We start from the raw sequence: 19,309 nt of genomic DNA, 5'->3' as shown, positions 1-19,309 counted from the left end.
TTATGATTTTATAATACGATATGTATGCGTATGACCAACACCGGGTACGTTTGAATCTATTATAATATGCCGTTAGTCTACAATACCAATATTTTCATACAGCATAAATTGAACCCGAAAGCTCGGGGAACGCAATGAGACTACTGGCCATTTAACAATATTAAGATAAATATGACATACTGCTGTCACTGAGCTATGCTATAACACAAGTAGAAACGGCTACGCCGTCCTTATTAGGACGGGACCCGTTTCGGCGAGAAATAGGAGGTGCACCGCTATGGCAAGCTATGAATATTCGTCCAAGAAAGATTTGTTAGAGGCCATCCACAGCAAATATGTGCTGCTGGATGCGGAATTTGAAGATGTCGATACGAGTCAAAAAGATGTGAGGCTTCCCGGGGTGGATAAAACGCCCGCCGAGATTATCGCCTACCAGCTGGGCTGGCTTCAGCTTGTGATGGGTTGGGACAAGGATGAACGGGAGGGCAGAGCGGTTATTATGCCTTCTCCCGGCTATAAATGGAATCAGCTTGGAGGACTGTACCAGTCTTTTTACGAAGCATACGCAGAGTATTCTCTGCCCGAACTGCGGGACTTATTCCGGCAGACAGAGCAGCAATGGCTGGACTGGGTCAGCACGCTGACGGAAGAAGAGCTGTTCATCCAGGGAATCCGCAAATGGACAGGCAGCAAGGAGAACTGGCCGATGGCCCGGTGGATTCATATCAATTCGGCGGCCCCGTTCACAAGCTTCCGGGCAAAAATCAGAAAGTGGAAGAAACACCTTCATCTTGTGCCGATGGACCCACCGTCCGCCCCTTGACCGCCGTCAGTCCCCTGACCGCCGTCCGTCCCTTGACCGCCATTCCTTTGCGTTCCGCCATTCATGTCCGGTAAGCCGCCGTTCCTTTGCGTTCCGCCGTTCATGCCCGGAAAGCCGCCGTTTCCGTTGCCTCTGCCCCCGCCGTTAAAGTCCGTGCCGCCATTTCTTCCCGGGAAACCGTTCATTCTGGAGCCGGAGTCCGTATCCGTGATTTTTTGGGAGGTGATGGCGTCACAGGAGGCCAGCAGCATGGAACAGCTGAGCACTGCGGTCAGCAATGAGATATAGCTTTTTTGAGTCCGCATCCTAAGTCCCCTCTTTCCAAACGTATAATCATATACGTCCTTAAATCCAATATAAAAAAATACAATCAGCAGCGGATATACCGGGTAAATGTAACGGGACTTGATTTCCCATAACAGATAGAACCCGATGAACCCCAGAATGACCAGAATCAGCGGGGTTTCCGCATACCGTTTTGCTTTTATGCCACTGATTAAGCGCACGAGAATACAAGCATACATGAGGATATTCAGGACATACAGCATCCAGAGCAGCCCGCTTCTGGCATTCGAATCCCCCTTGAACCAGTCCGAAGCAAATGTAGTGTATACATAGCGGTCCATCACAAAGCCCATTCTGCCACCGCTGCTGGACGAACCGTCATTTCCAATGCCGTATCTCTCCATCTGGTACGTGCCTTCGGTCCAGGTCCATATGAGCTTTTTATAATACATATTCGCTAATTCGCCTGCAGTGGCCTTCGAGAACTTATCGGCAATGGACGCCTTGAACAGTCTGGCGCTCTCCGCCTTGTTATAGCCCGCATCCTGCTGATAAATACTGTAGCTCTCCCGGTTATCCCAGAACCCGAATGTCTCCAGGTTGACGCCCATATTCAGCCACATGTAGACAGGCGCTGAGTTTGTGTTCACTGATTCCTCCACGGTATGCGTTCCCTGCAGCACAGCATTTTGCGTCCAGCCCGGAACATTGAACAGCAGAACCGTTAGGATTACTGGGGGGATGACCTTTTTCCATCCGAGGGTCCGCATTTGAAATAGAAGGGTAAGCAGAACCGTTATCAGAAAAATAACGCCGATGCTGCGGAAATAATTCCCGGCCGCCAGCAGAATGGCTGTAAGCAGGACGTCTTTATATGAAGTGGTTCTGATGAATCTTACAGCAAAATATAATGCACTGGTCAGAAAAGCGGTAGCAATCACGTCATTATAGATGAGATTACTCATGAACAGCGAAGGAAGGTAAGTGGCAGCAAAGACCAGGACCCCATAGTCATTTTGTTTGGATTTGCTGTTAAGCTCTTTGTATAGCAGGTAGATCATTAATGTAGTAACCAGCGAAAACAGAATATTGAAGCTTTTGATGACCAGATAATTATCCGGGAACAGGTACAGCAGTGTCTTCAAGTACAGGACGATTGAGAATTGGAACGGGAACATGTGAAGATAACCGCTGGTGTCAAAGGAGGAATAATCGTTCCGGTACAGCATATCCCTGGCCAGCGACAGCACTGTCTGTGAATCATCCGTCGGCAAGCGGGTAAATAGAAAAATGATTACGATTTGGATCGCACAGGAAAATAACAGCGTGGCCGGAATAACCATCCTGGGGCTGTACTTATCCAGCTTCAGGCACATTCTGTACAGAACGGCGCTTAAGGCGAGGACGGCTGCGATCAGCACCATAAAAAGAGCCAGCTTTTGCTTTGCCAGAACCGGCGTGTCGCCGTAAGCGAAATAGTTATACTCCGCCCGGAGAAAAAAAGACGAAGCGATAAAAAGCCCGATGAAAAAAGCCAATATCACATACAGTGTTCGTTGAATTCCCTTTACCATGGACAAACCTCCATCCGGCAGTGCTTCGTTCGGATCATCACATGCCTGAATATTTAACAGCAGTATAAGGGTCCAATCTGAAAATTTGATGAAAATCACGCAGGAACGAACAGGAACGGCGAAGAAGGAACTTACGTAAGAGATGATACGATGTTCAATACAGACGATGAAGGAGTGTATCCCATGAAAGAGTCATCCTACACAGCCAGACTTGAATTGTTTGCTCAAAATGCACAGAGAGTCAAAAAAGATTTTGCCTGGAAAAATGCGCAGGTCAACCGCCTGGCAGCACTGCTGTATACTGCCGAGAACAAGATAGCCGACAGTGACGCGATCCGCGCCAGCTTTGAACTGATTAAGGAGCATACCGGAAGCTTTTCTTCCTTCCGGAGCACTTCCGCAATTGGCCTTGCTGCCCTGCTCTCCCTGTCTGCTAGTCAAGAGAAGCAGCTTGTGGACACATTGGCTGTCTATGAGCTGCTTAAGGACGCCAAGTTCAGAGGATCAGATCATCTCGTGATTGCCGCCTATCAGATTGCTGTGAATACAGCATCGGATCAATACCTGCAGACGGTAGAACGGGCAAAAGCATTCTATGACGGCATGAAAGCCAGACATCCTTTCCTTACGGGACGGGACGACTATATCTTTGCTGCCCTGCTCGGCCTTTCCGGTATTCCTGTTGAGAGCGGACTTCAGCGCATGGAGGAGCTTTATGCTGCGCTGAAACCTGAGTTTCTGTCCGGAAACAGTGTGCAGGCGCTGACGCAGGTGCTGGTGCTTGGGGATAATGCTTCCGAAACGGTGTCCCAGGTCCTTGCACTCCGGGATGCCTTCCGGGCAAGAGGGCTTCGGCTGGATAAAGAGTATACCTTATCCTCTCTGGGCGTATTATCGCTGCTGCCTTGCGTTCATGAGGACATTGTGAACGGTGTGTCGGAAACTTATGAATATCTGCGCACCCAAAAAGGCTTCGGCAATTGGTCCATTACGAAGCAGGAGCTGCTGCTGCTGTCGGCTGCCCTGGTGGCCTTCAATTATGTAGATGAGGCAAAAAGCGGTGTAGTCACCACGATGCTCTCCACCAACATTACTAATATTGTAATCGCGCAGCAGGCCGCGATTGCCGCTGCTGCCGCCGCATCGGCTGCGGCGGCTTCTTCCTCCAGCTGACAACTTTGGTTACGCATTCAAAAGTTCAATCGATTGTAACAAAAAATATTGGAATTCCGGTTGCTGGCTGCCTGTTAGTGATATAATCACGTTGATTTGTTCACTCCTTCCTGTATGGCAGGGTGAAAGAACACGCAGAAACAGGTGATCAGATGTTTGAACTAAAATGGCTGTGGCAGAATCTGGAGGGGAACCGGGCCCGGTACATTATGGCGCTATGCCTGTCGGTGGTTGGCTCCTCTCTGACGATTGTGAATCCGTACCTCAGCCAGCGTATTGTGGATACGTTTATTGCCGGAGACCATGCCGTGCAGAATCTGACGGACCAACGGGGGCTGCTCATCGCGCTCTGTCTGGGGATGATCGGCTTTTCTCTGCTGCGCACAGGTCTGGCCTATTTTACGACCATGCAGTATGAGCGGTCTTCCCAGAACATGCTGTACCGCATCCGCATTTATCTGTACAACAAGATTCAAGGGCAGGACCGGGAATATTACGATCATAACCGGACCGGCGACCTCATGACGAAGATGACGGGGGATCTGGACATGGTCCGCCACTCGATGGCGTGGATTTTCAAAACGATCATTGAATCGTTGACGATTTTTGCGGCGGCCGTGATCTATTTCTTCAGTATCGATACCGGCCTGACGTTGTGGATGCTTACCCTGTCCCCGCTTATTTTTATCGTGGCCTACATATTTGCCAAGCATGTCCGCCCCATGTATGTGGATCTCCGCGAGCGGCTGTCCCAGCTGAATACAACCACACAGGAGAATATTTCCGGCAACCGGGTGGTCAAGGCATTTGCCCGCGAGGCGTACGAGATCGAGAAATTTACGGAAAAGAACGTCAACTACTCGACAGCGAATAAAAAAGCCGCACTTGTGTGGCTTGATTACTTTCCTTATCTCGAAACCTTTGCTCAGGCCTTCAACGTCATTCTGATGCTGGCTGGCGGGCTGTACCTGATGGACGGCCGGATCACCTTTGGTGAATTCGCAGCCTTTTCTTCCCTGGTCTGGGCTGTATCGAACCCGATGCGCAACATCGGGATCATTATCAACGACATTCAGCGCTTTTTTGCCAGCTTGACCAAGATCGTCGAAATCTATTACGCCCGGCCCGCTATTGTCAACGAGCATCAGGCCACGACCAAGCGGCGTTACGATGGCCGGATCACGTTCGAGCATGTCACCTTCAAATATGACAGCGCTACAGTACTGGACGATGTCAGCTTTACGGTGGAACCCGGTGAAACGATTGCCATTATGGGCTCAACCGGAGCAGGCAAAACCACACTGATTAATCTGATTCCGCGCTTCTATGATGTATCCGGCGGACGTGTGCTGGTAGACGGGATTGATGTCCGTGAGCTGGAGCTTGACGAGCTGCGCGGCAACATCGGCATGGCTACCCAGGACGTTCTTCTCTTCTCCGACACCATCGACGGAAACATCGCCTATGGCGACCCTGAGCTTCCGGAAGAAGAGGTCGTGGCCTATGCCGGGCTTGCAGCCGCCCATGACTTCATAGTCAAAATGCCTGAAGGCTATGACACGGTGGTCGGGGAACGCGGGGTCGGCCTGTCAGGCGGCCAGAAGCAGCGTATTGCGCTCGCACGAGCCCTGGCGGTCCACCGGTCCATCCTGATCCTGGATGATACCACCTCTGCCGTCGATCTGGAGACCGAGGAGCACATTCAGCAAAGTCTGCGCGGGCTGGATTACCCCTGCACGAAGCTGATTATTGCGCAGCGGGTATCCACTACGGCAGAGGCTGACCGCATCCTGATTCTGGATAACGGACGGCTGATCGAAGAAGGCACCCATGCCGAGCTGCTGGCTAAGCGGGGGTATTATTATGATGTGTTTATGCTGCAGAACGAGGGTATTGGAAGGCAGGTGATGGCTCATGGCCAGGAATAAATTCGACGTCGACGAGAATCTGGAATCGCCTTTTGACATCAGGCATTTCCGCCGGGCAATGATCTATATCAAGCGGAAAAAGAAACCGATGATTATCGCGTTTATCCTGAGCGCGCTCTCGGCAGCCATCGCCTTGTCGGCACCGCTGATCATGCAGCATGTCGTTGACGTAACCATTCCCTCCAAGGAGAAGCTGGCCCTGCTTGGCTGGTCGCTGCTGATGCTGCTGACCATTGTGGTCAGCGTTATTCTCGCTACCATCCGCTCGCGTATCATGACCCGCGTCGGACAGGATATTATTTTTGACATCCGTACGGATTTGTTTGCGCATTTGCAGCAGCTGCCATTTAAATATTACGATGACCGTCCGCAGGGCAAAATTCTGATCCGGGTCGTAAACTATGTCAACTCCGTTTCGGATGTGTTATCGAACGGTATCATTAACTTTATTCTGGAAATTGTCAATCTAATCTTTATCGCCGCCTTTATGTTCGCTGTGGATGTAAGGCTGTCCTTCGTCATTCTTGCCGGACTGCCTGTTTTCCTCGGCATCATGCTGCTGATCAAAACCCGGCAGCGGCGCGCATGGCAGGCCGTGTCCAACAAAAGCTCCAATCTGAACGCCTACATGCAGGAGAGCATCACCGGTATTGGCGTGACCCAAATTTTCTCCCGCGAGCAGCAGAATGCAGGGATTTTCACACGCCTGGCCGGCAACTTCCGCAAGGAATGGATGCGGGCGGTGTCTTATAATATGCTGATTCCTTTTTCGGTAGACAACCTGTCCACCATCGTTACGGCTCTGATTTTCCTTGTGGGACTGCTGACTCTGGACCCCGTGGATGCAACCCTTGGCGTCATTCTGGCCATGAGCAGCTACGCCGCCCGCTTCTGGCAGCCGATTCTGAATCTGTCGAACCTGTACAACAGCTTCATCAATGCGGTAGCCTACCTGGAGCGCATCTTTGAAACGCTGGATGAACCGGTGACCGTCAGCGATATTCCGGATGCGCGGGAGCTTCCGTCCGTTCAGGGCCGGGTTACTTTTGACCATGTAACCTTCGCCTATGACCCGGGGCTCAACATCCTGGAGAATATCTCCTTCGATGTCCAGCCAGGGGAGAGCATTGCCCTGGTAGGACCGACAGGAGCAGGCAAAACCACTGTCGTCAATCTGATCTCGCGCTTTTATGACCTGACCGGGGGCAGAATTCTAATTGACGGCCAGGATATCTCACAGATTACGCTGAAGTCCCTGCGCAGCCAGATGGGGATTATGCTCCAGGACAGCTTCATTTTCTCCGGCACCATTCTGGACAATATCCGTTACGGGAAGCTCGATGCCACCGAGGAGGAAGTGATTGCCGCCGCCAAGGCGGTGTGTGCCGACGATTTCATCCGTGAATTTGACCAGGGCTACCTGACCGAGGTCAATGAGCGCGGCTCCAAGCTGTCGCAGGGACAGCGGCAGCTCATCTCTTTTGCCAGAACCCTTCTGGCCGACCCGCGGATTCTCATCCTGGACGAAGCCACTTCTTCCATTGATGCGAAGACAGAACGTCTGCTGCAAAAAGGCTTGAACGAGCTGCTCAAGGGACGGACTTCCTTCATCATCGCGCATCGGCTCTCCACCGTTAAGAACTGCGACCGCATCATGTATGTCTCGAACAAAGGCATTGCCGAAAGCGGCTCGCATGATGAGCTGATCGCACGCCGTGGCCTTTACCATAAGCTCTATACGGCGCAGAAGATGGAAGCTTGAGGCACATATTTGGATAAGGCAAACAAGCACAGGCCGTGATACAAGGCCTGTGCTTGTTTGCGCTGAAAGCTTGCTTTTCATTGCCTCATTGCTTAAATATACGGAATCTTAACGGTCACCTTAGTGCCTTCACCCAGCTGACTGTGTATCTCTACGCCGTAATCTTCTCCAAACAGCAGCTTGATCCTGTTGTTGATATTGGAAAGACCGATATTTTTTCCGTCAAGGCTGTTCTTCACTCGCTCCGAATGGTCCATATTCAGCTTCGCTTTGATGCTGTCTAGCTCCTCTTGAGCGATCCCTTTGCCGGAATCGGCTACTTGAAAACATACATCTCCGTTGGCATCGATATGGCCGCTCACATGGAGATATCCTCCTGCGTCGATGCTTTCAAGCCCGTGATACACTGAATTTTCAACAATGGGCTGCAGGATCATTTTAGGCGTCCCCCTTTCCAGCAGCTTTTCATCCACATTTACTTCCATCGAGAACTTGTTTTCGTACCGGATGGAGATAATATTCATATATGCCTTAATACATTGAATTTCTTCACTGATCTGAACCAGCTCGTCTTTTTTAATGCTGTAGCGAAATATTTTAGACATGTATGAGGTGATCTGCGCGATTTCCTTGCTGCCATATTCAAGCCCGATGCTGCTTATGCAGTTTAAGGTGTTATAGAGGAAATGCGGGTTAATTTGACTCTGCAGGGCCGAAAATTCAGCCTGCTTTTTACTCAGCTCCGACTCATATAATCTGGCCTGGGTGTTAAAGACATCCCTCGTCATTTCCTCCATCTTGTCAATCATGTTGTTGATATCATAGGCCAAAGCCCCAACTTCGTTGGTTGAGCGCACCTTTACCCTAAAGTTCATATCTCTTTTGCCGGCTCTTTTCATATCTGCTACCAGCCCCATGACAGGCCGTGTCAGATTGTTCAAGAAAAAATACACCAGAATAATCATGCTGAGGGTGATGCCGATTCCGGCAATGAAGCTGATGTTTTTAATGTCATTCATATCAGTGGTCAGTTCATGCACCGGAATCATGCTTAATATACGCCACCCGACCGCCTGCTCCAAGCCTTTTTCCTGAACGATGACGTCTTTTCCGTTTATTTTTGTTTTTACGCCATTGGCTAGACTATGCTGGTCCACAGAAAGGATTTCCTTGAATATATTGCTGCTGGAATTCGTATGGTTTGAGGCAACGACCTCATTTTGGCTGTTCAGGATATACAACGTAGAGTTAGGTGTTAATTCCGTATTAACAACAAGTCCTTTTATTTTCTCCATATTAACCATAACCGAGCAATAGCCCGTTCTTTGCGAGAAATGAACCCCGCCGATGGATTCGATAATAGGTACTATATAAAAAAAATATTCGCTTCCTATTTTTTCATTTTTGAAGAGCTTTGTGAACCTTCCTTTTTTGTCAAGCTCACTGTCATTTTTATACTTGCTGATAAACTCATCATATTGGTTCAAAAAAAAGATATCACCGTTGGCTGTAGCCAGGCTGTATACACTTCTTCCATGATTATCGTTAATCATAATTCCGTTCACGTAAGTATTAAAGGACCTCATATATTCCATTAAATCAATTACATAAGTGCCTATATCAAAATCCCTTTTATAATCATTACCTTCAACGGTAAATTCCTGTATCTTCTTATTATTGACCACAATGTTGGTACTGAGTTTGATTTCGTTGAACACGGAGTCTATCTTCTGGCGCGTTTGTTCAATGATTTGTTCCCGTAATTTGCAGCTCTTTCCTGTGTCAGATTAAAAAAGCTGTAATAGAAGTAGAATTCCATGACCGCAAATATGATTACCGGAAATAAAAAGATTAGTAGGATCTGATGTTTTAGCTTCAGTCTGCTGATCTTCTTCACTTTTTCCCCTCCGATTCCAGCGCCGTAGAAACCGCTTTCATTTTTATCTTCTCTCTTCTGTTGTGTTTCATGTTGTTAATAATATCTTCAAGAATTGGTGATACCATGTATTTTTCTTCGGAATTCCTTCGGAGAGCACAAGCCATCGCTCGTATAATAGCGGGGGGTCTTTTCATTCAAACAAGAAAGGACTGCCGCATTTCCGGCATGCCAGAATGATCGGATTCTTCGAAACGGGAAGCAGCGTTTGGCTCCGTTCCTGCAATAGCTGTTCCCATTCCGCATCATCAGCTTCCGGTCTTTTGAGCCTTTTAATATTTTGGAGAGAAGCGCCCGCCCTCCTTGGGCAATGATATCGCCGGCAGCCCGCAGAATAGCCCGCAATTCGTGCTCCGGCAACGGCTGGTTTCTGCCTTTCATTGCCTTGTCAGCTCCATGATCCGTTCTTCCAGAACATCCTTATCGGACGCGACCTTGTCCAACCCCGATTGGTACAAGCGCAAAGCCTCATCCTTACTGCCCGCTGCAGAAGAGTCAAATTGGGGATTATACATATCCCCCAGCCCACATATCCCCAGACCCATTCCGGATGCTCTTCAGTCAACTGCTTAAAAAGCGCATCAGCTGTGCCGGTTTCGCCCTTATAAAAGTGCGCTTCCGCATAGGAGCGGCGCAGGTTCAATCTGTTTTCCTCGTACATATCCGTCAAATATTCCATCATCTCCCGGTATAGCCGGATCAACCGGTCCCAAGCTTCGGGATCCTGCCGTTCCAGGCACTCCCGAACCATCTTAGCTTCCGTGCCGAAGAAGACAGCGTCCATCTCATAAGGAAAATCGAAACGCTCCGTAATTTGCGCAAATGAACGGTAGTTGAAGGGAATGATTATATGGTCCCTGATCGCCGTCCAAATGCCCCAAAACTGTTCCAGAATCCGCTCGCCTGAACTCTCATACAAATACTCCTTCAGCATGGCCCCCAAACGGTGCATGTTAAATTGGCTAGGATCATTTCTGCCTGCTTTCATGTTTCCTCCCAGATTTCTTCAGTAATTTAAGGGAATTATAACATACCCCTATGAACAAGTAATAACTGGCAGGAACTAATTCAGGCATCCAATTATTCCCTGGACCTGAAGGCCACCCGCCTCACCTGTGGAGCGGCACAAACACCGAAGCACAATTGGCCTAAGTTCAATTTATATATATTCCAAATCTTTACACCGCTAAGATTCCATGTTACAATCTTTACAGTGTTAAGATTGATGAAAGGAAGCATTTACACGATGAAGGAAAAACCCTATCACCACGGCAATTTACGCAAGCAGCTCATCGAAACGGGTATTAGCCTTATTAACGAAGAAGGGGTAAAAAGCTTTTCCCTGCGCAAAGTCGCTGCACAGTGCAATGTCAGCCATACCGCCCCTTACAGCCATTTTAAAAATGTCGATGAACTGATTGCCGCTATGGGCGAGCATGTCACAGAGCAATTTATGGAGAGACTGCGCATATCCATTATGGGAGAGGAGGACAGCCGCGAGGCCATTTCTTTATTGGGGCAGGCATACATAGACTTTTTCATAGAGAATCCGCAGTACTTTCAATTCCTCTACTATCATTCAGGCATAATCATTGATCTGGATAACTATAGTTCCGATAATTACCCGCCGTTCGCTTTGTTCCGGACAACGGCATTTCACATGTTCCGGAGCACCGGTCTGCCGGAAGCCTCTTATTCGCATCAACTGATTGCGCTGTGGTCCATGGTGCACGGCATCGCCTCGCTGCTCACGAATAACGGTGTCCGGTATTCCGGCAACTGGCGCGATTCTTTTTCGATCTTAACGGTACTCGATAAGGAGGATGACAAATGAAAATGATTATTCACGACCTGGATCAGCAGGAGTATGCAGCATGGGCGGAAGCTCCGCAGGAGGACGTAACAGTCATATCCGATAATGGCACCATCCGCCACTGCACGGGCTGCTTCGGATGCTGGGTCAGGACGCCCGGAGTCTGTGTTCTCAAGGACGGCTATCAGAATATAGGCGAACTTTTTTCGAAATGCGACGAACTGATGATTATCAGCAAATGCGTGTATGGAAGCTACAGCCCCTTCATCCTCAATGTGTTAAACCGGAGCATCTCCTACGTTCTCCCTTATTTCTCCACCCAAAGCGGAGAAACCCATCATCGGAAACGTTATGATCATCAGTTTGCCCTGTCCGTACATTTTTACGGGGAAGGCCTTACGGAAGCGGAAATGGAAACGGCCAGAAAGCTGGTCGCGGCGAACAGTGTGAATTTGTATTCTACAGGAAATACGGTATATTTCCATAATAGTCTGCAAGCCGCCAAGGAGGTATTGGCATGAAAATCGCCCTGATCAACGGAAGTCCTAAGGTGAAAAAAAGCAACTCGGCCATAATGCTTGGCATACTCGAGCCGCTTATCCGCACCGGGCATGAGATCACCACCTATCACCTGAACAAAAAACCGCTTACCCCGGAGCAATACCGCGAGCTGTGCCGCATGGATGTGCTGGTTATCGCCTTTCCGCTGTATGTAGACGGGATACCGTCACATTTGTTCAGGATGCTGGTTGCCCTTGAGGAATACATGAAAGCGGAGCGTGAGGGGGACATTTACGTATATGCCCTCATCAACAACGGTTTTTACGAGGGGCGGCAAAATCACATTGCGCTTGAGATCATTCAGAACTGGTGCAGCCGCTGCGGCCTCCATTTCGGGCAGGGACTCGGCCAGGGCGCCGGTGAAATGATGGGCTTTCTGGAGAAGGTCCCCGTTGGCCGGGGACCGCTTAAGAATCTGGGCCATGCCATGCAGGGCCTCGCAGGCAATATCCATTCGCGCAGTGTGGATGAATCCATGCTGTTCAGCCCCAATTTCCCGCGCTTCGCCTGGAAATTCACAGCGACACATTCCTTCTGGAATGCCACCGCCAAGAAAAACGGCCTGAAGAAGAAGGATATATTGAGAAGGCTGTAGAGTGGCAGAGTTTCGTCATCATACGGACTATATAAGGGGTTCATACGCACTGCTTCCGGACGCTCAACATCTTACATGTTTGCGTTTGAACCCAAGCTCCCCTTTACTTGCCGCCTTTTGAATACGTTCAGAAGCGAGCAGGAAGCTGCTTTTTTTCTTGTCCTTTTGAACTTCAACAGGACCCACTGTCTTTGCGGTTTCGACCGCTGCCTCATGGAGCGGCACATAGGATACCCCAACGGTGTAGATAAAATTATTCATAGCGTACTTCGTCCGCTCGGGAGAATCATGGATCGTATTCTTCACAATCTCAAGCATATGGGCAAGCTTCGTTACGGAAAATTCATCGTCCGGGCGGTTTCCCAAAAGCCAGCAGTAACAGCTCCAGCCCGCAGACATTCTCAGTTCTCCGCCGCTTGCGATCCATTTATCCGCTACTTCTTGCGCAATGTCCGCTTCTGCCAGGGTTACCGCAACCACATAATCAGACAGCATATAAAAATATGCCCCATCTATCCAACGCTCAAAATCGGCTTCAGTCATCGATTGCGGATCTGCAATGATTCCGGCAAAATACATGGCGTCGTAGTTCCCTGTAGCGTAGAGCTGCTCCGCCAAAGGCTGATTTATTTTTATTTTTTTGGCAATCGGCTTCATTTGACCTGTAGCTACGCCAAAAAGCGGTTCATGCGCGCCATTGGATTGATAGATTTTTTTGGTCCGTTCCTTGCCGAGCGCTTCAAGCTCCTGCATAACCATTTCTAAATTCATTCTTAACACTCCTTTTAGCCATTGAAGGAAGCTAACGCATAATCCAATTCCACGTCCTGTCCTTCAATAAACTTCATTTTAAATGTTTGCCCGTTCATGGGAACCGTAATGTCAGGCGTTACGCCTCCTTGTCCCTGTTCATCGCTGTCGCCTTGAATCTTGTGGTCTTGATTAAGGGATCTTCCGTCGGGGAACTGCACGACATATCCTTCCGGCATTTTCATTTCTATAGGAGCGGAGACTATGCCGAACGAACCATTCGTAGACGTAAAGCCGATTATCTTAACATTGGGCATTCCTTTTAAGAACAAAGGTAAGCCTTCCCCCGAGCTCGCGGTGTTATGATTAATGAGGACGGCTATTTTCCCTGGAAAGTAAATCCGCGATGGCTGAACGGTTCTCGTTTCGGCGCGGTTGATTTCAAAACGTCCTGTATTCCGGTTGTAGTAACTGACGTATTCAAAAATCCTTTTCCTGTTCACAAAATGTCCCGCCATTTGGGCAACAAGGTCATCATCGCCGCCCGGATTATCCCGCAGATCAATGATTATTCCCTTTACTTGTTTTTCCTGAAACTCTTTTATTGTGTCTTCCAGTGCTTTCGCGGGATCGGATTGCGTTGCACCAGGAAGGAAATATCTGATTTTTACGTAGCCATAGTTCTTCTTAAGGATCTGGCCTTCCACGGGCGGATCTTCTTTCTTCAGCTTTACCTTCGTTTTCTTCAAGGTTTCGTACTGATCGTCATAGGCTGTAAGCGCCGCAGTTATGACCGCCGGATCGTCCTGATTCCGGAATTTGACCTGGATGTTTTGGCCGATCGGGGCTCTTGCTAAGAAACGTCCTTGATTTAATATCCGGTCCCCTTCCGTTGCCGGCGGGTTCTCGCTCCAAGACGTCTCATCTAATGCCTTCTTAACGTCTTTCCCATTCCATGAAATGATTTCGGTTCCAAGCTTGATGCCGCATTGATCCGCCGGGCTGCCCGGTACCAGCAAGCTAACCAACACCTTGCCGTCATCCAATTGAATCGTACTGATTCCGACGCCGCCGCCAACTTCATTCTTAAATACGCTATTACCGTCATACAGATGTTCGTTCACGATTTGGATATGACCGTCACGGAAAGAAAAGAGGTAATCCCTTAAGGTTTTATAGTAGAGGTTCGGATCTTGGCTGATTTCCGCTTGGCGGAATAAAGGCCCGTATTTATTCTTCTTTGCTGCCCAATCGATTTTTTTCCAGTCTCCAAAAGGATATTCGGTGGACAATCGTTCGTTCATCGCGATAAAAGCTTGGGTATAGCTCTTATCGCTTAAATCGCTCACCGGATTGTACCGGACTTCACCCGCAATGCTTAAGGCAAGCAGCGTAGGCAGGAACCCTAGAACACAAACGATAACCATGATGCCCCGAATTTTGGGGGACAGCGGCTTAACGGCTGGTTTAAAGATTCTCCTAATGGTGCATAAGAAAAGTATGGCCGTTGAGGCATAAATCAGCAGCGCCAGTATAGAGGCATCGCCAAGGATAAGACTTATAATTGCAAGCATTACGCCCACGCCGGGAACAAAATAAAACCATCTATTTTTCTCAAGAAAAGCATAACCCAGCAAGACAAACAAGTACAGCGCGCACAAAATCATTTCCCAGCCAGTCAGCCATTTCAATGAATCGAATAGATTTAGCAGAAAGCTCATCGTTCCTATTCCTCCAATCGTTCAATGTGTTCCGCAATGAGCTTATGGGAGAAATATGAACGGAGCGTGAACTAAAAGACAGAATCAGAAGGAGCACCCACGGGGAGCGTCACGGTGAACGTTGTGCCCAGTCCGGCCGTACTCTTCACCGCTATGCTTCCATGATGAAGTGCTACGATCTTCTGGGAGATGGCCAGACCAAGACCATTGCCGCTACGGTCTTCTGCCCGCGACTTGTCCGCTTTGTAGAAGCGCTCAAAAATAAAGCCTATATCCTCCGGCGCAATGCCGGTCCCGGAATCGCTTACGGCCACGGCAACCTCACCCGGCTGGGGCTGGCTGATTGCGATGAAGACCTGTCCGGCGCAGGGCGTGAACTTGACGGCATTTCCGAGCAAATTCATCCACACCTGATTGAGTTGATCCTTGTCGGCCGTTATCCGGACAGCAGCACCGGAAGGGGATTCCATATCGACGCGGATGTCTTTTGCCGACCACTGGGGCTCGCATGCGACAATCACCCGCCGAAGCTGCTCATCAAGATTATAGGTTTCCGTCTTGAACGGATGATGCTCCGATTCGAGGGAAGCGAGCTTCAGCAGATTATCGCTGAGTCTGGACAACCTGTCGCTCTCCGTAACGATAATATCCAAGTATTGCTCGCGTTCCTCCTCCCCGATGTCAAGCTTCCCATCCTTCAATGCCTTCGCAAAACCGGAGATGGAAGTCAACGGCGACTGGATTTCATGAGACACGTTCGATACAAAATCCTGCCGCATCCGCTCCATTTGCCTGATTTCCCGGGCCATATCGTTAATGCTCCGCGAGAGTGTTCCCAGTTCGTCTCCATGGTTTATTTTCAGTTCAACCTCGAAGTCGCCTTTGGCCAGCCGCTTAGTCGCATCCGTTATTGCCTGGAGAGGCTTCACCACGTACCTGCCGGCAACGAGAATACCCAAGCTTCCGAGCGCGAGCATGAGAAGCAGGATGGTAAAGAACAGACGGATGAGCGCGGCTTCGTTCTTGGAAGAGCTCTGCACAAATAAGGCATAACGTTTCCCTTCAGATACAAACGGAAGGCCGATGAACGTTCCGTTATCTTGTCCTTGCGAACGGTACACCTCTCCCTGCAGCACCTTGCGGACAGATTCCGGGCTAATCTTCCCGGCCTGCCTGCCTTTGGCCGGTACATAGGAGTCCACCCCGCCATTGCCGTCGTAGAGCTGCAGGGTATAAGAAACCAATTCGGCCATGTTGTCCATAAAAGTAACCAAATCCGGAGGATTCGTTTGTTCATACACACGGATGATGCGGTTGCCGGCCGCGATCATATCGTTTTTACCCGTAGCGTTAAGCGCCTTCTGAAATAGGGCAAGGGAGATTAGCAGAGATGCGACCAGGCTGATGACGATAACGGCCAGAAAAGTCAGCACGACGCGGACGTATAACGTTTTCATCCCGGATTCACCGCCAGACGGTAGCCCACACTTCGTGCCGTCTCAATGCGAAAATGGCGGGCGTCCCCGGCAAAACGTTCCCGCAGCCGCTTGATATGAACATCGACGGTCCGGTCGTCTCCTTCGTAATCCATGCCCCAGATCTGGGTAATCAGCTGCTCCCGCGTGAAAATCTGCCCCGGATGGCCGGCAAGCACAAATAACAGCTCGAATTCTTTCAGAGGCAAAGTCAGTTCCTCGTCTCCCCGCATAACCTTGTACGTTTTCCGGTTCAGTACGATTTCCCCCAGCGCAATGACCTGGGAAGAGGCAATCCGGGAGCGCCGCAGTAATGCTTTTACCCTCATCACCAGCTCCACCGGATCGAACGGCTTCGTCATATAATCGTCGGTCCCGAGCTGGAAGCCTTTGATCTTTTGACCCGATTCGCCCTTGGCCGTTACCATCAGGAGCGGAATGTCGGGATCGCTTATCCGGATCGCTTGGCACAGCTCCCATCCGTCCATATGCGGCATCATAATATCGAGGATAACCAGATCGATGCCTGAACCTTTGACGACGGCATGCGCATCGATGCCGTTGTCCGCCTCGGCCAGATCGAACCCTTCATTCTTCAAGTACAGGCGCATCAGGGCGCGAATGTGCGGATCGTCGTCCACGATAAGAATTTTGACCATCCAAACCGTCCTCCAAATGGGAATGTATTGCCTAACTTATCTAATAATAACATGGGGTGACCTAAGACTTTCAAAAAAAGCCATTGGAAACTCCTTTGACAAAATGCACTCTACCTAACTATAATGTACTTATTTAATAAGTACATTGTAATACACTGTAAAGGAGGAGCCGTGTGGAAATCATCATCAGCAGTAATACGAGCAAGCCTATATATGAACAAATCACCTCACAGATTAAGGCCATGATTATGGGCGGAGAATTACAGACAGGCGACCCTATTCCGTCCATGCGTGCATTGGCCAAATCTATTCATGTCAGTGTCATTACCGTACAAAAGGCTTATGAGGATTTGCAGCGGGATGGTTTTATTGAAACGACTGTTGGGCGGGGGAGTTTTGTATCGTCGCAAAACAAAGATTTTTTCCAAGAAGAACAACAGCGAAAAGCAGAAGGACATTTGCAGGAGGCCGCAGATATTGCACGTACCAGCGGTATACCACTCAGCAAGCTGATTGAGCTTTTGACTATGTTTTACCAAGAGGAGGAATAACTATGGAACCTATTTTGCAGGTTGAGAACCTAACCAAACAATATCCTGATTTCAAGCTGGATCAGGTTTCCTTTTCTATTCCGAGAGGCACGATCATGGGGCTGATTGGTGAGAACGGTGCCGGCAAAAGCACCACCATTAACGCCATTCTTGAACTCATCCGAAAGGATGAAGGTATCGTCACATTTTGGGGTCAGGATCTGTCCTCTAATCCTAAGCAAATCAAAGAGGACATAGGCGTTGTGTTTGACGGTATCAACTTTTATGAAACCCTCACACCGGCCAAGGTCGGCAAAATTTCAGCGGCTGCCTATAAACAGTGGGACGAAGCCTTTTACCACAGTTATTTAAAAAAGTTCCAGCTCTCTCCCGACAAGGAGATCAAAACATTTTCCAAAGGCATGAAGATGAAGCTTTGTATTGCTGTAGCACTCTCCCATAAGCCAAAGCTCCTGATCCTGGACGAAGCGACTAGCGGACTTGATCCTATCATGCGTGACGATATGTTGGATGTTTTTCTGGATTTTGTACAGGACGAAAACCACTCTATCCTGATGTCTTCCCACATCACAACGGATTTGGAGAAAGTGGCTGATTACATCACCTTTATTCACGAGGGAAAAGTTCTGTTCTGTAAGGCAAAGGACGAACTACGTTACAACTACGGTATTATTCGTTGCGGGGCAGCGCTGTTTGAACAGATTGACAAATCGGAGGTCCTTGCCTACCGGAAGTGCGACTATCAGTGGGATGTGCTGGTTGCCGATAAGGAACAAGCGCGCCGCAAGCATAAGACGGCAGTAGTGGACGACGCTTCTATTGACGATATTCTTCTTCTCTATGTAAAGGGGGAACAGGTGTAATGAAAAGCTTGATTTTAAAAGATTTGTATAACATTGGACACAACGCAAAATCCATGTTTTTTATGCTGCTGGTTTTTGCCTTCATATTTGTTCCTTTCAGCGGACCGGAAGCCTATATTATCGCGAGTGGGGTTCTATGCAGCATGATGGTTATGACTACGTTCAGCTTTGATGACAACTCCAAGTGGATGAAATATGCTATGGTTACCCCAGTTACCAAAAAAGACTTAGTGGCTAGCAAGTTTATCGTTCTGCTGATTTTCTCGATTATCGGTGTTGTCATCGGTCTAGTGATTGGTTTCATTGGCGGCATCATCGTCCGTAAAGTTGATTACAGCAACATGAGCGACGTCCTCACTCTGCCGGTAGTGGCTGTGGTTGGACTTGTGATTGCGGAAATCTTAGGAAGTATGTCTATCCCTCTCTTATTTAAGTTCGGTACAGAAAAAGCCCGTACATTATCACTTGTTTCCTTTATCATTCCCGCTGTAATTTGCTTTGGTGTATATGAGATTCTTATCTTCTTTGGTGTTTCTTTCACAGATCAGCTTGAATTGATCCTGCTGTGCTGCTCCCCGGTGATAGCGCTGGTATGGAACTTGATGATGTACAAAATCAGCTATGCGATCTTCTCAAAGAAGGAACTTTTATATTAAGAAATGAAAGAAGGACAAACAGGTACGCCGCACGCCCGGAAGTTCTATCCTAATGTTGTTCAAATTGAGTCAGGAAAAAGTTATAAAAAAATCCAAGTGGAAAAAGGATTACTAATTCAGTTCATTTCGCTCCTGAGAGTAAAATCACCCAATTAAGTTCCCTTTTTCCACTTGAATCTCCATT

Annotated in this window: 18 protein-coding genes; 10 read left to right on the top strand and 8 right to left on the bottom strand. The window is 48.8% G+C overall.

Annotated features, from left to right (window positions below):
* Nucleotides 1-277 precede the first annotated feature (277 nt).
* On the top strand, nucleotides 278-823 hold the full coding sequence (locus tag JI735_RS12965; protein ID WP_039835254.1) for a ClbS/DfsB family four-helix bundle protein: 546 nt from the start codon (nucleotides 278-280) through the stop codon (nucleotides 821-823).
* Here the strand turns inward: JI735_RS12965 and JI735_RS12960 are convergent.
* Entirely contained in the window at nucleotides 787-2,682 is a 1,896-nt protein-coding gene (locus JI735_RS12960; RefSeq protein WP_202677449.1) for an ArnT family glycosyltransferase, read from the bottom strand. The two genes, JI735_RS12965 and JI735_RS12960, sit on opposite strands and share 37 nt — an antisense overlap.
* A gap of 183 nt (nucleotides 2,683-2,865) precedes the next feature.
* On the opposite strand from JI735_RS12960, the gene JI735_RS12955 reads away from it, so the two are divergent.
* The 3 genes from JI735_RS12955 to JI735_RS12945 all read left to right on the top strand — a co-directional run bounded on the left by JI735_RS12955 (nucleotide 2,866) and on the right by JI735_RS12945 (nucleotide 7,545).
* The gene (locus tag JI735_RS12955; RefSeq protein WP_202677448.1) at nucleotides 2,866-3,855 is read left to right on the top strand and encodes a DUF4003 family protein; all 990 of its coding nucleotides are present in this window, start codon (nucleotides 2,866-2,868) and stop codon (nucleotides 3,853-3,855) included.
* Nucleotides 3,856-4,007: 152 nt separating this feature from the next.
* Nucleotides 4,008-5,783, top strand: a complete 1,776-nt coding sequence (locus JI735_RS12950; protein WP_202677645.1) for an ABC transporter ATP-binding protein — start codon at nucleotides 4,008-4,010, stop codon at nucleotides 5,781-5,783.
* Entirely contained in the window at nucleotides 5,770-7,545 is a 1,776-nt protein-coding gene (locus JI735_RS12945; protein ID WP_020428842.1) for an ABC transporter ATP-binding protein, read from the top strand. Before JI735_RS12950 ends, JI735_RS12945 begins: the two co-directional genes overlap by 14 nt.
* Nucleotides 7,546-7,637: 92 nt before the next feature.
* Here the strand turns inward: JI735_RS12945 and JI735_RS12940 are convergent, their stop codons facing one another.
* From JI735_RS12940 to JI735_RS12935, 3 genes are all read right to left on the bottom strand, one after another.
* Nucleotides 7,638-9,263, bottom strand: a complete 1,626-nt coding sequence (locus JI735_RS12940; protein ID WP_233476378.1) for a sensor histidine kinase — start codon at nucleotides 9,261-9,263, stop codon at nucleotides 7,638-7,640.
* A 5-nt stretch (nucleotides 9,264-9,268) separates the two neighbouring features.
* Nucleotides 9,269-9,442 (bottom strand): hypothetical protein, encoded by a 174-nt coding sequence (locus tag JI735_RS35645; protein ID WP_233476377.1) that lies wholly within the window; start codon nucleotides 9,440-9,442, stop codon nucleotides 9,269-9,271.
* Nucleotides 9,443-9,869: 427 nt separating this feature from the next.
* A complete protein-coding gene (locus tag JI735_RS12935; protein WP_202677447.1) occupies nucleotides 9,870-10,469 on the bottom strand; it encodes a tetratricopeptide repeat protein in 600 nt (199 codons plus the stop codon).
* Nucleotides 10,470-10,727: 258 nt separating this feature from the next.
* Here JI735_RS12935 and JI735_RS12930 point away from each other — a divergent pair, with 258 nt between their 5' ends.
* From JI735_RS12930 to JI735_RS12920, 3 genes are read left to right on the top strand one after another with little or no spacing between them, the layout of a single operon-like run.
* On the top strand, nucleotides 10,728-11,315 hold the full coding sequence (locus tag JI735_RS12930; RefSeq protein ID WP_039835249.1) for a TetR/AcrR family transcriptional regulator: 588 nt from the start codon (nucleotides 10,728-10,730) through the stop codon (nucleotides 11,313-11,315).
* Nucleotides 11,312-11,815 carry a flavoprotein gene (locus tag JI735_RS12925; protein WP_039835248.1) on the top strand — a complete coding sequence of 168 codons (504 nt, stop codon included), beginning with the start codon at nucleotides 11,312-11,314 and terminating at the stop codon, nucleotides 11,813-11,815. The genes JI735_RS12930 and JI735_RS12925 overlap by 4 nt, the downstream gene beginning before the upstream one ends.
* On the top strand, nucleotides 11,812-12,450 hold the full coding sequence (locus JI735_RS12920) for an NADPH-dependent FMN reductase family protein (RefSeq protein WP_039835247.1): 639 nt from the start codon (nucleotides 11,812-11,814) through the stop codon (nucleotides 12,448-12,450). Before JI735_RS12925 ends, JI735_RS12920 begins: the two co-directional genes overlap by 4 nt.
* Nucleotides 12,451-12,513: 63 nt before the next feature.
* Here the strand turns inward: JI735_RS12920 and JI735_RS12915 are convergent, their stop codons facing one another.
* From JI735_RS12915 to JI735_RS12900, 4 genes are all read right to left on the bottom strand, one after another.
* Nucleotides 12,514-13,221 (bottom strand): DNA alkylation repair protein, encoded by a 708-nt coding sequence (locus tag JI735_RS12915; RefSeq protein ID WP_039835246.1) that lies wholly within the window; start codon nucleotides 13,219-13,221, stop codon nucleotides 12,514-12,516.
* A 14-nt stretch (nucleotides 13,222-13,235) separates the two neighbouring features.
* Entirely contained in the window at nucleotides 13,236-14,921 is a 1,686-nt protein-coding gene (locus tag JI735_RS12910) for a S41 family peptidase (RefSeq protein WP_039835245.1), read from the bottom strand.
* A 71-nt stretch (nucleotides 14,922-14,992) separates the two neighbouring features.
* Nucleotides 14,993-16,378, bottom strand: coding sequence for a sensor histidine kinase (locus JI735_RS12905; RefSeq protein ID WP_039835244.1), 1,386 nt, complete (start codon nucleotides 16,376-16,378; stop codon nucleotides 14,993-14,995).
* Nucleotides 16,375-17,055: a response regulator transcription factor gene (locus tag JI735_RS12900; protein ID WP_039835243.1), complete on the bottom strand. Its 681-nt coding sequence runs from the start codon at nucleotides 17,053-17,055 to the stop codon at nucleotides 16,375-16,377. The genes JI735_RS12905 and JI735_RS12900 overlap by 4 nt, the downstream gene beginning before the upstream one ends.
* A 173-nt stretch (nucleotides 17,056-17,228) precedes the next feature.
* Here JI735_RS12900 and JI735_RS12895 point away from each other — a divergent pair, with 173 nt between their 5' ends.
* From JI735_RS12895 to JI735_RS12885, 3 genes are read left to right on the top strand one after another with little or no spacing between them, the layout of a single operon-like run.
* A complete protein-coding gene (locus JI735_RS12895) occupies nucleotides 17,229-17,606 on the top strand; it encodes a GntR family transcriptional regulator (protein ID WP_025703781.1) in 378 nt (125 codons plus the stop codon).
* 2 nt (nucleotides 17,607-17,608) lie between these two features.
* Nucleotides 17,609-18,469, top strand: coding sequence for an ABC transporter ATP-binding protein (locus JI735_RS12890; protein WP_039835242.1), 861 nt, complete (start codon nucleotides 17,609-17,611; stop codon nucleotides 18,467-18,469).
* Nucleotides 18,469-19,125 carry an ABC-2 transporter permease gene (locus tag JI735_RS12885; protein WP_039835241.1) on the top strand — a complete coding sequence of 219 codons (657 nt, stop codon included), beginning with the start codon at nucleotides 18,469-18,471 and terminating at the stop codon, nucleotides 19,123-19,125. The genes JI735_RS12890 and JI735_RS12885 overlap by 1 nt, the downstream gene beginning before the upstream one ends.
* Nucleotides 19,126-19,309 lie beyond the last annotated feature (184 nt).

The organism is Paenibacillus sonchi, assembly GCF_016772475.1.
Taxonomy (GTDB): domain Bacteria; phylum Bacillota; class Bacilli; order Paenibacillales; family Paenibacillaceae; genus Paenibacillus_AQ; species Paenibacillus_AQ sonchi.
This window is presented reverse-complemented; position numbering and strand designations above follow the sequence as displayed.

What these genes read in the sequence shown, in the direction of transcription:
- JI735_RS12965 (WP_039835254.1), top strand. Translation starts at nt 278, where the DNA reads ATGGCAAGCTATGAATATTCGTCCAAGAAAGATTTGTTAGAGGCCATC.
- JI735_RS12950 (WP_202677645.1), top strand. Translation starts at nt 4,008, where the DNA reads ATGTTTGAACTAAAATGGCTGTGGCAGAATCTGGAGGGGAACCGGGCC.
- JI735_RS12890 (WP_039835242.1), top strand. Translation starts at nt 17,609, where the DNA reads ATGGAACCTATTTTGCAGGTTGAGAACCTAACCAAACAATATCCTGAT.
- JI735_RS12905 (WP_039835244.1), bottom strand. Translation starts at nt 16,378, where the DNA reads ATGAAAACGTTATACGTCCGCGTCGTGCTGACTTTTCTGGCCGTTATC.
- JI735_RS12915 (WP_039835246.1), bottom strand. Translation starts at nt 13,221, where the DNA reads ATGAATTTAGAAATGGTTATGCAGGAGCTTGAAGCGCTCGGCAAGGAA.
- JI735_RS12945 (WP_020428842.1), top strand. Translation starts at nt 5,770, where the DNA reads ATGGCCAGGAATAAATTCGACGTCGACGAGAATCTGGAATCGCCTTTT.
- JI735_RS12910 (WP_039835245.1), bottom strand. Translation starts at nt 14,921, where the DNA reads ATGAGCTTTCTGCTAAATCTATTCGATTCATTGAAATGGCTGACTGGC.
- JI735_RS12920 (WP_039835247.1), top strand. Translation starts at nt 11,812, where the DNA reads ATGAAAATCGCCCTGATCAACGGAAGTCCTAAGGTGAAAAAAAGCAAC.
- JI735_RS12900 (WP_039835243.1), bottom strand. Translation starts at nt 17,055, where the DNA reads ATGGTCAAAATTCTTATCGTGGACGACGATCCGCACATTCGCGCCCTG.
- JI735_RS12930 (WP_039835249.1), top strand. Translation starts at nt 10,728, where the DNA reads ATGAAGGAAAAACCCTATCACCACGGCAATTTACGCAAGCAGCTCATC.
- JI735_RS12885 (WP_039835241.1), top strand. Translation starts at nt 18,469, where the DNA reads ATGAAAAGCTTGATTTTAAAAGATTTGTATAACATTGGACACAACGCA.
- JI735_RS12925 (WP_039835248.1), top strand. Translation starts at nt 11,312, where the DNA reads ATGAAAATGATTATTCACGACCTGGATCAGCAGGAGTATGCAGCATGG.
- JI735_RS12935 (WP_202677447.1), bottom strand. Translation starts at nt 10,469, where the DNA reads ATGAAAGCAGGCAGAAATGATCCTAGCCAATTTAACATGCACCGTTTG.
- JI735_RS12960 (WP_202677449.1), bottom strand. Translation starts at nt 2,682, where the DNA reads ATGGTAAAGGGAATTCAACGAACACTGTATGTGATATTGGCTTTTTTC.
- JI735_RS12955 (WP_202677448.1), top strand. Translation starts at nt 2,866, where the DNA reads ATGAAAGAGTCATCCTACACAGCCAGACTTGAATTGTTTGCTCAAAAT.